The organism is Azohydromonas sp., from assembly GCF_035325925.1.
Taxonomy (GTDB): domain Bacteria; phylum Pseudomonadota; class Gammaproteobacteria; order Burkholderiales; family Burkholderiaceae_C; genus Calidifontimicrobium.
The window spans coordinates 91,121-102,752 of record NZ_DAOKZA010000009.1; the positions used below are offsets into that span (position 1 = coordinate 91,121).

Here is an 11,632-nt window from a genome sequence, read left to right on the forward strand (position 1 = left end):
CCCACGCGTCGGCCGCACCGAAGGCCAGTATCGCGGTGTCGAGGCAGCGGCACCACGGGCTCGAGCGCACCGCCGCCGGCACCAGCGCGTGGCGGCGGAACCACGCGCCGATGCGCCGCGCCTGCGCGCGGCCCTCGTCGTTCAGGTTGCGCTGCGTCGAGCAGTCGCCGACGCGGAACTGCGGCGGGTCGAAGGTGCCCGGCGCCAGCGCGTGGCGGAACGCGACGACGAGGCCACCGTCGCGCAGCAGCGGCAACAGCGATTCGGCGGCCGCGCCGGCGACGCCGGCCAGCGGCAATGCCAGCGCCGCGGCCAGCGCCTGCCGGCGCGAGGGTCCCGGTTCAGGCCACCGGCTCGAACGCATAGCCGTTGCCCGCTGGCGTCTTGCGGCCGAACGCCGGGAACGGGAAGTGGAAGCCGCCGACCAGCGCGTTGCTCGCGGCGACGCGTGCGAGCATCTCGCGGCGCACCTTGCGCGCGGCCTCGGCGTCCATGTCGAACTGCACGGCCCAGTCGGGGTTGCGCGCGAACAGCGTCGGCACGTTGGTCAGGTCGGCGAGGTAGGTGAACACCTGGCCCGCGGAAGTCGCCTCGAACAGCGTGTGGCCCGGCGTGTGGCCGAACGCGACGATCGACGCGATGCCCGGCAGCACGGTGCGGCCGGGCTCGAACACCACCAGCTTGTCGGCGGGCATGTCGGCGAACACGCGGCGCGCGCCCTGGAACGCGCCCTTCAGGCCCTCGGGGGCCGCGGCCATCTTCGCGTCGTCCATCCAGTACGCGTGCTCGACCGACGGCACGTGCACCTTCGCGTTCGGGAAGGTCCAGCTGCCGTCGCGCTTGCGCAGGCCGTTGATGTGGTCGCCGTGGTAGTGGCTGATCAGCACCTGCGTGATGTCGCCCGGCTGCAGGCCGGCGGCGGCGAGGTTGGCGACGAACTTGCCCGCGGTCGGCGGCGCGAACTCGCCCAGCCCGGTGTCGATCAGGATGCGTTCGCTGCCGCGCACGACGACGAAGGGCGTGAACGGGATGTCGATGTAGTCGGTCGACAGGTTCTGCGACGCGAGCATGGCCTTGACCTCGCCGATCGGCGCGTTGCGCACGAATTCCTCGCCCAGCGGCCGGCGCGCGACGCCGTCGTTGACGGCGATGATCTCCATGTCGCCCACCTTCTGGCGCGCGAAGCCCGGGTCCGGCAACGTCGGCGTACCCAGGTTCGGCGCGTTCTGCGCCCACGACGGAACGAACGTGGTGACCGACCAGGCGGCCATCGCGGCGCCGGTGGCGAGGAACTGTCGGCGGTGCATGATCGAGACTCTCCGGGTTGATGTTGAACGACTCCGTATAGATCTTCGCCCGATCGACGCCGGGCCGGCTGTCGGGGCGCCGATGTCCGGCCGTCGCACGGGGTCTTCGCCGGGTTGCATCCGGGCCGTCGCGCCGCGGCGGCGTCAGCCGAGTGCGGCACACTGCGCGGCGTGCCGACCCCGCGCGTGCATCTGAACGCCCCCCTGGCCGCTGGTTCCTCGCTGGCGCTGCCCGGCGCCGCGGCGCGCCACGTGCAGGTGCTGCGCCTGCAGCCGGGCGACGCACTGACGCTGTTCGACGGCCGCGGCGGCGAGTGGAACGCGAAGGTGGCCTCGATCGGGCGATCGCAGGTCACGGTCGAAGTGATCGCTCACCATGGAATCGAGCGCGAACTGGCGCGCAAGGTGACCCTGGCGCTGGGCATGCCGGCGAACGACCGCATGGACCTGCTGGTCGAGAAGGCGAGCGAGCTGGGCGCGGCGGCGCTGCAGCCGCTGGTCACCGCACGATCGGTGCTGCGCCCGACGGGCGAGCGCGCCGAACGCCGGCGCGCGCACTGGCAGGCGGTCGCGGTGGCGGCCTGCGAGCAGTGCGGGCGCAACCGGGTGCCCGAGGTGGCGCCGGTGCGTGCGCTGCGCGACTGGCTGCGCGACCAGCCGGAGCCCGCCGCCGACGAGGCGCGCCTGCTGCTGGGCTTCGCGCCCGACGCGCGCACGCTGCCGCGCACCGCCGCGCACGCGAAGCGCCTGGTGCTGCTCAGCGGCCCCGAGGGTGGGCTGGCCGCCGACGAAGACCACGCCGCGCGCGAGCGCGGCTTCGTGCCGGTGACGCTCGGCGCGCGCGTGCTGCGTGCCGACACGGCGCCGCTGGCCGCGCTGGCGTGGCTGGCGCTGCGGGACCCCGCATGAACCGACACCTGCTGCTGCTGACGCTGGCCCAGGGGCTGTACCTGACGAACAACGTCGCCTTCATCGCGATCAACGGCCTCGTCGGCCTGGCGCTGGCGCCAGTGGCGTGGATGGCGACGCTGCCGGTGACCGGCTACGTCGCCGGCGGCGCGCTGGCCACCGGGCTGGTCGCGCGCAGCCAGCGCCGCTTCGGGCGGCGTGGGTCGTTCCAGCTCGGGCTGGTCGTCGCCTTCGTCTCGGCGGCGCTGTGCGCCTACGCGGCGACGACGCGCAACTTCTGGCTGCTCACCGCGGCGACGATGCTGGCCGGCTTCTACAACGCCAACGGCATGCTGTACCGGTTCGCCGCCGCCGAACTGGTGGGGCCGGCGTACAAGGAGAAGGCCATCTCGTGGGTGCTGGCCGGCGGCATCCTCGGCGCCGTGGTCGGCCCCAATCTCGCCAGCGCGACGCGCGAGTGGTTCGTGCAGCCGTTCGCCGGCGTCTACGTCGCTCTGATGGGGGTCGCGGTGCTCGGGCTCGCCGTGATCTCGCTGGTGCGCTTCCCGCCGCTGCCGGGCGCCGGAAGCGGCGCGCCGCAGGGGCGGACGCTGCGCGAGATCGCGCGCCAGCCGGTGTTCATCGTCGCGGTGGCGGCGTGCGCGCTGGGCTACGGCGTCATGAACCTGCTGATGGCGGCCACGCCGATCGCGATGGCGCAGTGCGCGCACCCGTTCTCGGCGGCGGCGCTGGTGCTCGAGTGGCACGTGCTGGGCATGTACGTGCCGAGCTTCTTCACCGGCAGCCTGGTCAGGCGTCTCGGCGCGCTGCCGGTCATGGCCGTCGGGCTGGCGCTGAACGTCGTGTGCGTGGCGATCGCGCTGTCGGGCGTCGAGCTGATGCACTTTCTCGCCGCGCTGTTCGCGCTCGGCGTGGGCTGGAACTTCCTGTTCATCGGCGGCACGACGCTGGCCACCGAGGCGTACCGCCCCGAGGAGCGCACCACCGCGCAGGCCGGCGTCGACTTCTGGGTCTACGCGACGATGACGCTGACCTCGTTCGGTTCGGGCGCGCTGGTCACCACCGGCGGCTGGACCTTCATGAACATCGGCACGCTGGTGCCGCTGACGCTGCTGGCCGCCGCGCTCGTCTGGCTGGCGTGGCTGCGCCGGCGCGCCGGTCGTGCGCTGGCGGCCTGACCGCGGACGGAGGGTCGCGATGCGGCACGACGAGTACCTGGCCCACGACGCCACCGCGCTGGTGGCCGCCGTCGCGCGCGGCGACGTGCGCGCCGGCGATCTGCTCGAACTGGCGCTGGCGCAACTCGCGCGCGTGCAGCCGCGCATCAACGCGGTGACGCGGCTGCTCGACGTCCAGGCGCGTGCGCAGATCGAACGCGGCGTGGCCGGGCCGCTGGCCGGCGTGCCGCTGCTGATCAAGGACGGCATCCAGGACTACGCGGGCGTGGCCACCGGCTACGGCAGCCGCGCGATGCAGCGCATCGTGCCGCGCGGGCACTCTGCGATCGTGCGCCGGCTGCTCGGCGCCGGCGCGGTGATCTTCGGCAAGACCAGCCTGCCCGAGTTCGGGCTCAAGGGGGTCACCGACCCGGCCGCGCACGGGCGCTGCAGCAACCCCTGGGACCTCGGCCGCACCCCCGGCGGCTCGAGCGGCGGCTCGGCGGCGGCCGTCGCCGCGGGCGTGCTGCCGATGGCCACCGGCAACGACGGCGGTGGCTCGCTGCGCATCCCGGCGGCGTGCTGCGGGTTGTTCGCGCTGAAGCCTTCGCGCGGGCGTGTGTCGGTCGGGCCGGCGCAGGGCGAGGCCTGGTTCGGCGCCAACGTCGACGGCGTGATCTCGCGCAGCGTGCGCGACAGCGCGCTCGCGCTCGACGTGCTCGCGGGGCCCGAGCCGGGCGACCCGTACGTCGTCGCGCCGCCGCCGGCGCCCTACGTCGAGCTGGCGCGGCGCGAGCCGCCGCGGCTGCGCATCGCGTATTCGACCGCGAGTCCGATCGGCACGCCGGTGCACGCGCAGGCGGTGGCCGCGGTGCGCCAGGCCGCGGCGCTGCTGCAGCGGCTCGGCCACGAGGTCGACGAGGCGGCACCGGCGATCGACGGCGCGGCACTCGCCAGCGACTACCTGCACGTGTACTTCGGCGCCGTGCCGGCGGTGCTGCGCTGGGCGCGCTCGCGCGGCGCGCGCGACGACGAGTTCGAGCCGCTGACGCGGGTGCTCGGCGCGCTCGGCGAAGGTGTGTCGGCCGGCACGCTGACGACCCACCTGATGCGCTGGAACGCGCACGCGCGCGCGCTCGGCGCGTTCCACCAGCGCCACGACCTGTGGCTGACACCCACGCTGGCCGGCCCGCCGATCGCGCACGGCACCGGCGACCCGCCGCCGGCGCAGGTCGCCGCGCTGATGGCGCTCGTGCGCACCGGGCTGCTGCGGCGCCTGGCCGGCAGCGTGCTGCTGCGCCGGGCGATCGACCGCATCGCACGCGAGAACCTGACGCACGTGCCGTTCACGCAGATCGCGAACCTGGCCGGCGTGCCGGCGATGAGCGTGCCGCTGCACTGGACTGCCGACGGACTGCCGCTGGGCGTGCAGTTCGTCGCCCCGTTCGGCGGCGAGGCGCTGCTGCTGCAGCTGGCCGCGCAGCTCGAGGCCGCGCAGCCCTGGTTCGACCACCTGCCATCGATGGCCCGCGCGGCGGGCTGAGCCGCGGCGGCGCGACGCGCCGCAGCGCGGGTGCGCCGGCTACGACGCCGCGCCGTCGTCGCCCGGGCCGGCGCGGTCTTGGTCGAGGCGCTGCATGTTCTCGAGCATCTTCAGCAGGTAGTGCAGCGTGTGGGTGACGTCGTTGATCGAGAAGTCGCCGAGGATCTGCTCGTAGTAGGCGCGGATCTTCGGCCGCGCCAGTTCGTGCCAGACGTGGCGACCCGACGCGGTCATCGTGACGACGCGCGAGCGGCGGTCGTGCGGGTCGGCGGCAACCGCCACGTGGCCGTCGCGCTCCATGCGGCCGATGAGCCCGGAGAGGTTCTGCCGGCTCACCATCAGGTAGCGGGCCAGGTCGCCGATGCTCATGCCGGCGCCGGCCTGGTCGCGCGACAGCGCCCCCAGCACGGCCCACTGCTGTGTCGTCAGGCCCTCGGCCTCGACGGCGCGAGAGCCGGTTTTATGCAACATATTGGCGCATTGGTACAGCCTGAAGAACAGACGGTTGGCGAGCTCCATCTTCGCATCACTCACCTGGAGATTAGGGTTAACCATGATCTGTAGATCCGGAATTCTGCTTGCACCAGTGTCTTCGCTCGCGTACTATTACGTCAATATGTTGACCTATTAATCGGCTTCTGCAACATCGAAACCCCTGGCAACGCAACTTTCGAGAGGAACATGATGCAACGCTTCCAGGACAAGACCGTGATCGTCACCGGAGGCGGCGGCGGGATCGGCAGCGCCACCTGCCGGCGCTTCGCCGCCGAGGGCGCGCAGGTGGCGGTGCTCGACCTGAACCTGCAGGCGTGCGAGAAGGTGGCCGCCGAGATCCGTGACGCCGGGGGTCGCGCCCAGGCGTGGCGCTGCGACATCACCGACCGCGCCGAGGTCGACGCGGCGGTCGCGGCCACCGAGGCGGCGCTCGGGCCGATCGACGTGCTGGTCAACAACGCCGGCTGGGACGTCTTCTTGCCCTTCACGAAGACCGCGCCGCCGCAGTGGGACAAGCTGATCGCGATCAACCTGATCGGCGCGCTGCACATGCACCACGCCGTGCTCCCGGGCATGGTGACGCGCAATGCAGGCCGCATCGTCAACATCTCGTCGGACGCGGCCCGCGTGGGCTCGTCGGGCGAGGCGGTGTACGCGGCGTGCAAGGGCGGGCTGGTGTCGTTTTCGAAGACCATCGCCCGCGAGCACGCGCGCCACGGCATCACCGTCAACGTCGTGTGTCCCGGAGTCACCGACACCCCGCTGTTCGCCGAATACAAGGCCGGCGCGGCGAACCCCGAGAAGCTGGTCGAGGCGTTCACGCGGTCGATCCCGCTGGGGCGCATTGGCCGGCCCGACGACCTGCCGGGCGCGATCCTGTTCTTCGCCAGCGACGACGCCGCCTTCGTCACCGGTCAGGTGTTGAGCGTCTCGGGCGGGCTGACGATGAACGGCTGACGACGCGCATCGCGGCCAGTCGCATGTCGCTGCGAGCGGCGTGACGGCCACCAAGGCGCCCGCGCGCAGCTCGGGCGTGGCAACGATCCACTGGAGGCACTGACCATGAACTTCGAAGACATCCTGTACGAGATCCGCAACGGCGTGGCCTGGATCACCATCAACCGCCCGGACAAGTTGAACGCGTTCCGCGGCACCACCTGCGACGAGCTGATCAAGGCGCTGAACAAGGCCGGCTACGACCGCGGCGTCGGCTGCATCGTGCTCGCCGGCGCCGGCGACCGCGCCTTCTGCACCGGCGGCGACCAGTCGGCGCACGACGGCAACTACGACGGCCGCGGCACCATCGGCCTGCCGATGGAGGAACTGCACACCGCGATCCGCGACGTGCCCAAGCCGGTCATCGCGCGTGTGCAGGGCTACGCGATCGGCGGCGGCAACGTGCTGGCCACGATCTGCGACCTGACGATCTGCTCCGAGAAGGCGGTCTTCGGCCAGGTCGGCCCGAAGATGGGGTCGGTCGACCCCGGCTACGGCACCGCCTTCCTGGCGCGCGTGGTCGGCGAGAAGAAGGCGCGCGAGATCTGGTACCTGAACAAGCGCTACTCCGGCGCCGAAGCGGTGGCGATGGGGCTGGCCAACGTGTGCGTGCCGCACGAGCAGCTCGACGCGACCGTGCAGGAGTGGGCCGAGACGATCTGCGAACGCAGCCCGACCGCGATCGCGATCGCCAAGCGCAGCTTCAACATGGACACCGCGCACCAGAGCGGCATCGCCGGCATGGGCATGTACGCGCTGAAGCTGTTCTACGACACCGACGAGTCGCGCGAGGGCGTGGCCGCGCTGAAGGAAAAGCGCAAGCCCGAGTTCCGCAAGTACGCGAAGTAGGGCCCGGCGGGGCCCCCGGCCCGCCCGCCCTGTCGATCGGAGATCGAATCATGCAGACCGACCATGCCAGCCCGCCGGGCGCCGTGTGGCGGCCGGACGACCGCACCGTGGAAGATGCGAACCTGACGCGCTTCCTGCGCGCGCTCGGGGTCGCGAGCTTCGAGGCGCTCAACGAGCGCGCGGCTGCCGACCCGGCGTGGTTCCACGACGCGCTGATCCGTTTCCTGGACTACCGCTTCGACCGCCCCTACGAGCGGGTGCTGGACCTGAGCGAAGGCCTGCCGTTCGCGCGATGGTGCGTCGGCGGCGTGACCAACGTGGTGCTCAACGCCCTCGACCGGCACCGCGGCACGGCACGCTACGCGCAGCCGGCGCTGGTGTGGGAGGGCGAGGACGGCACGGTCAGCACCTGGACCTTCGCCGACCTCGACGGCCAGACCTGCCGCCTTGCCTGGGGGCTGCGCCGCCTGGGGCTGGGTCGCGGCGACGTGGTCGGCATGTATCTGCCCAACCTGCCGCATGCAGCGGCGGCGATGCTGGCGGTGGCGAAGATCGGCGCGATCGTGCTGCCGATGTTCTCGGGCTTCGGCGCCGACGCGATCGCGCAGCGGCTCGCCGACGGGAACGCGACGGCACTGATCACCGTCGACGGGTCGCTGCGCCGCGGCAGGCCGGTCGGTGCCAAGTCGGTCGCCGACGAGGCGCTCGCGCATTGCCCCGGCGTGCGCCACGTCGTGGTGCTGAAGCACCTGGACGCGCCGCACGCCTGGCTCGAAGGCCGCGACCACTGGTGGCACGAACTCGCCGCCGGCGCGCCCGGCGACGCCGCCGCGGTGCCCACCGAGCCGATGCCGGCCGACGACCCGTTCCTGCTGATGTTCACGTCGGGCACCAGCGGCAAGCCCAAGGGCGTGGTGCACTCGCACTGCGGCTTTCCGGTGAAGACGGCACTGGACCTGGCGATCTGCATGGACCTGAAGCCCGACGACCGTTTCCTCTGGATGTCGGACATGGGCTGGCTGGTCGGGCCGATCCTGGTCTTCGGCGGTCTGCTGGTCGGCGCGACGGTCGTGCTCGCCGAAGGCGCGCCCAACTACCCCGAGCCCGACCGACTGTGGCGACTGGTCGAACGCCACCGCGTCAGCTACCTCGGTCTCGCGCCGACGGTGGCGCGGCTGTCGATGTCGCTGCCCGAAGCCGCGCTGGCCGAGCGCGACCTGGGCTCGCTGCGCGTCATCGTCTCCACCGGCGAACCGTGGACGCCCGAGGCCTGGCGCTGGACCTTCGAGCGCATCGGCCGGGGTCGCGTGCCGCTGCTGAACTACTCCGGGGGCACCGAGATCGGCGGCATCCTCACCGGCACGGTGATCCATCCGCTCAAGTCCTGCGCTTTCGCCGGCGCGGTGCCGGGCACCGGCGCCGATGTGGTCGACGCCGACGGGAACCCGGTCGGCCCGGGCGTCACCGGCGAGTTGGTGATGCGCACACCCAGCATCGGGCTGACGCGCGGGCTGTGGCACGACCGCGAGCGTTACTTGCAGGGCTACTGGTCGCGCATGCCGAACCTGTGGGTGCACGGCGACTTCGCCAGCCGCGACGCCGACGGCATGTGGTACGTGCACGGACGCAGCGACGACACGCTGAAGATCGCCGGCAAACGCACCGGGCCGGCCGAGATCGAGGCGCTGCTGATGGGCACCGGGTTGCTGCTCGACGCCGCCGTCGTCGGCATGCCCGATCCGGTCAAGGGCACCGCCGTGGTCTGCGTGTGCGTGCCGCGGCCGGGCGTCGACGAGGCGGCCGCGGTGAAGGCGCTGTCGTCCGCCGTGGTCACCGGACTCGGCGGCCCGTTCAAGCCGGCCGAGGTTGTGCTCGTGCCCGACCTGCCGCGCACCCGCAACATGAAGGTGATGCGACGCGTCGTGCGGGCGGCCTGGCTCGGCGAGTCGCCGGGCGACCTCAGCACGCTCGTCAATCCCGAGGCGGTCGAGGCGATCCGCGCGGCGCGGCGCCGATGACCCCGTTTGCCCCCCGGCCGCGCTCGCTCATCGGCGGGCCGGTGAACCCCCACCTTGTCGTCGGCCGACGGCCGACATCGCAGAGACACCCATGACCCCGATCCCTTCCCAGCCCATGCCCAAGCTCTCGCGCCGTTCGCTGGCGCGTTCACTGGCCGCCGGCGCGGTCGCGATCCTCGCGGCAGCGACCGTGCCCGCCGCGGCGCAGAGCGCGGCCTGGCCATCCGAACCGGTGCGCCTGGTGGTGGGCTTCGCCCCGGGTGGCGGCACCGACGTGATGGCCCGCGCCCTGGCGCAGGCGCTCGGCGAGTCGCTGGGCCAGCCGTTCATCGTCGACAACAAGCCCGGCGCCAGCGGCAACCTGAGCGTCAGCGACGTCGCCCGGGCGGCGCCTGACGGCTACACCTTCCTCGTCGCGCCGACGTCGGTGGAGACGGCCAACCCGTACCTGTTCAAGTCCAACGTGCTGCCGTCGCGCGACCTGGCGCCTGTGATGGGGATCGGCCGCATGCAGATGTACGTGGTCGCGCGACCGACGCTGGAGGTCAAGGACGTCAGGGAACTCGTGGCGCTGGCCAAGTCGCAGCCCGGGAAGCTGAACTACGCGTCGTCCGGCACGGCCACCCCGCCGCACCTGGCCGGCGAACTGTTCAAGCAGAGCACCGGCGCCTTCATCACGCACGTGCCCTACCGCGGGTCTGCGCCGGCGCTGCAGGACGTGATGGCCAGCCAGGCCGACTTCGTTTTCGACCCGGGCATCGCCTTCCCGCACATCAAGAGCGGCAAGGTCAAGCTGTTGGGCGTGGCCAGCGACCGCAAGTCGCCCTTCTTCCCCGACGCGCCCACCTACGCCGACATGGGCATCAAGAACGCGAGCCCCGACATATGGTTCGGCGTCTGGGCGCCGAACCAGGTGCCGGCCGAGATCGCCGAGCGCCTGTCGCGCGAGCTGACCAAGGCGCTGGCGACCCCCGCACTCAAGGAGCGCTTCAACAGCCTCGGCGCCGAGACGGCCCCGGTGGACACGCCCGCGTTCCGCAAGCTGCTGGCCGACGAGGGCAAGGTGCTGTCGGCGCTGATCAAGGACCGCAAGATCGTCCTCGAGTGAGCGAAGCATGGCCCTCGACACCGAGTCCTTCGACATCCTGCTCGCCACCGTGCAGCGCTTCGTGCGCGAGCGGCTGGTGCCCGCCGAGAGCCACCTCGAGGAGCACGACGAGGTGCCGCCGGCGCTGGTCGAGGCGATGAAGGAACTGGGCCTGTTCGGCCTGACCGTGCCCGAGGAGTTCGGCGGCATCGGACTGTCGGTGAGCCAGGAGGTGCAGGTCAATTTCGAGCTGGGCCGCACCGCGCCGGCCTTCCGCTCGGTGTTCGGCACCAACATCGGCATCGGCTCGCAGGGCATCCTGATGGACGGCACGCCCGAGCAGAAGGCGCAGTACCTGCCGCGCGTGGCCAGTGGCGAGCTGGTCATGTCGTTCGCGCTGACCGAGCCGGACGCCGGCTCCGACGCGGCGTCGCTCAAGACCAGCGCCAAGGCCGACGGCGACCACTACGTGCTCAACGGCGCCAAGCGCTTCATCACCAACGCACCACGCGCCCGCGCCTTCACGCTGATGGCGCGCACCGGCGGGCCGGGCGCCTCGGGCGTCTCGGCCTTCATCGTCCCCGCCGACCTGCCTGGCATCAAGCTGGGCAGGAAGGACCGGAAGATGGGCCAGCGCGGGACGATGACCTGCGACGTGATCCTCGAGAACGTTCGCGTACCGGCGGCCAACATCATCGGCGGCGTCCCCGGGCAGGGGTTCAAGACCGCGATGAAGGTGCTCGACCGCGGCCGCCTGAACATCTCGGCGGTGGCCTGCGGCATCGCGCAGCGGGTGATCGACGAATCGGCGCGCTATGCGCGCGAGCGCAAGCAGTTCGGCAAGACGCTGGGCGAGTTCCAGCTGATCCAGGCCATGCTCGCCGACAGCCAGGCCGAACTGCTCGCCGGCTGGGCGCTGGTCCAGGACGTGGCGCAGCGCTTCGACCGCAAGCCCGCGCACGTGTCGGACCCCGACGTGTCGATGCGCGTGTCGTGCGCCAAGCTGTTCTGCACCGAGATGGCCGGACGCGTGGCCGACCGCGGCGTGCAGGTGCACGGCGGCTCGGGCTACATCAACGAGTACCCGGTGGAGCGCTTCTACCGCGACGTGCGGCTGCTTCGCCTCTACGAGGGCACGACGCAGATCCAGCAGATCATCGTCGGCCGCGCGCTGGTGCGGCACGATTGACGTGACCACGAAACGAGGAAGCACGAGATGAAGATCCTGGTCCCGGTCAAGCGGGTGGTCGACTACAACGTGAAGGTGCGCG

10 protein-coding genes and 1 pseudogene are annotated in these 11,632 nt (G+C 71.9%); 8 read left to right on the plus strand and 3 right to left on the minus strand.

Going from position 1 to position 11,632, the window contains the following annotated elements:
- Positions 1-82: 82 nt before the first annotated feature.
- Both PKC53_RS05335 and PKC53_RS05340 read right to left on the minus strand, forming a co-directional pair.
- Positions 83-364: pseudogene (locus PKC53_RS05335) on the minus strand (histidine phosphatase family protein); the annotation flags it as partial.
- Complete coding sequence (locus tag PKC53_RS05340) at positions 342-1,307, minus strand: MBL fold metallo-hydrolase (RefSeq protein ID WP_324427067.1); 966 nt, start codon at positions 1,305-1,307, stop codon at positions 342-344. The pseudogene PKC53_RS05335 and the gene PKC53_RS05340, both read right to left, overlap by 23 nt.
- Positions 1,308-1,478: 171 nt before the next feature.
- On the opposite strand from PKC53_RS05340, the gene PKC53_RS05345 reads away from it, so the two are divergent.
- The 3 genes from PKC53_RS05345 to PKC53_RS05355 are packed head-to-tail and all read left to right on the plus strand — an operon-like array spanning position 1,479 to position 4,916.
- Positions 1,479-2,216 carry a 16S rRNA (uracil(1498)-N(3))-methyltransferase gene (locus PKC53_RS05345; protein ID WP_324427068.1) on the plus strand — a complete coding sequence of 246 codons (738 nt, stop codon included), beginning with the start codon at positions 1,479-1,481 and terminating at the stop codon, positions 2,214-2,216.
- Complete coding sequence (locus PKC53_RS05350) at positions 2,213-3,394, plus strand: MFS transporter (RefSeq protein ID WP_324427069.1); 1,182 nt, start codon at positions 2,213-2,215, stop codon at positions 3,392-3,394. The genes PKC53_RS05345 and PKC53_RS05350 overlap by 4 nt, the downstream gene beginning before the upstream one ends.
- 19 nt (positions 3,395-3,413) lie before the next feature.
- A complete protein-coding gene (locus PKC53_RS05355; protein ID WP_324427070.1) occupies positions 3,414-4,916 on the plus strand; it encodes an amidase in 1,503 nt (500 codons plus the stop codon).
- A 39-nt stretch (positions 4,917-4,955) separates the two neighbouring features.
- Here the strand turns inward: PKC53_RS05355 and PKC53_RS05360 are convergent, their stop codons facing one another.
- Complete coding sequence (locus PKC53_RS05360) at positions 4,956-5,471, minus strand: MarR family transcriptional regulator (RefSeq protein WP_324427071.1); 516 nt, start codon at positions 5,469-5,471, stop codon at positions 4,956-4,958.
- A 129-nt stretch (positions 5,472-5,600) separates the two neighbouring features.
- On the opposite strand from PKC53_RS05360, the gene badH reads away from it, so the two are divergent.
- The 5 genes from badH (at position 5,601) to PKC53_RS05385 (ending at position 11,550) form a co-directional block, all read left to right on the plus strand.
- Complete coding sequence (badH, locus tag PKC53_RS05365; RefSeq protein ID WP_324427086.1) at positions 5,601-6,368, plus strand: 2-hydroxycyclohexanecarboxyl-CoA dehydrogenase; 768 nt, start codon at positions 5,601-5,603, stop codon at positions 6,366-6,368.
- A 105-nt stretch (positions 6,369-6,473) separates the two neighbouring features.
- Complete coding sequence (badI, locus tag PKC53_RS05370; RefSeq protein ID WP_324427072.1) at positions 6,474-7,256, plus strand: 2-ketocyclohexanecarboxyl-CoA hydrolase; 783 nt, start codon at positions 6,474-6,476, stop codon at positions 7,254-7,256.
- 50 nt (positions 7,257-7,306) lie between these two features.
- Positions 7,307-9,274, plus strand: coding sequence for an AMP-binding protein (locus tag PKC53_RS05375; protein ID WP_324427074.1), 1,968 nt, complete (start codon positions 7,307-7,309; stop codon positions 9,272-9,274).
- 115 nt (positions 9,275-9,389) lie between these two features.
- Complete coding sequence (locus PKC53_RS05380) at positions 9,390-10,382, plus strand: tripartite tricarboxylate transporter substrate binding protein (RefSeq protein ID WP_324427076.1); 993 nt, start codon at positions 9,390-9,392, stop codon at positions 10,380-10,382.
- Positions 10,383-10,389: 7 nt separating this feature from the next.
- Positions 10,390-11,550, plus strand: coding sequence for an acyl-CoA dehydrogenase family protein (locus tag PKC53_RS05385; RefSeq protein WP_324427078.1), 1,161 nt, complete (start codon positions 10,390-10,392; stop codon positions 11,548-11,550).
- Positions 11,551-11,632 lie beyond the last annotated feature (82 nt).

Bases quoted from the DNA above. Each gene is read 5' to 3' on its own strand.
- PKC53_RS05350 (WP_324427069.1), top strand. From the start codon at position 2,213: ATGAACCGACACCTGCTGCTGCTGACGCTGGCCCAGGGGCTGTACCTG.
- PKC53_RS05355 (WP_324427070.1), top strand. From the start codon at position 3,414: ATGCGGCACGACGAGTACCTGGCCCACGACGCCACCGCGCTGGTGGCC.
- PKC53_RS05360 (WP_324427071.1), bottom strand. From the start codon at position 5,471: ATGGTTAACCCTAATCTCCAGGTGAGTGATGCGAAGATGGAGCTCGCC.
- PKC53_RS05385 (WP_324427078.1), top strand. From the start codon at position 10,390: ATGGCCCTCGACACCGAGTCCTTCGACATCCTGCTCGCCACCGTGCAG.
- PKC53_RS05340 (WP_324427067.1), bottom strand. From the start codon at position 1,307: ATGCACCGCCGACAGTTCCTCGCCACCGGCGCCGCGATGGCCGCCTGG.
- PKC53_RS05375 (WP_324427074.1), top strand. From the start codon at position 7,307: ATGCAGACCGACCATGCCAGCCCGCCGGGCGCCGTGTGGCGGCCGGAC.
- PKC53_RS05380 (WP_324427076.1), top strand. From the start codon at position 9,390: ATGCCCAAGCTCTCGCGCCGTTCGCTGGCGCGTTCACTGGCCGCCGGC.
- badI (WP_324427072.1), top strand. From the start codon at position 6,474: ATGAACTTCGAAGACATCCTGTACGAGATCCGCAACGGCGTGGCCTGG.
- badH (WP_324427086.1), top strand. From the start codon at position 5,601: ATGCAACGCTTCCAGGACAAGACCGTGATCGTCACCGGAGGCGGCGGC.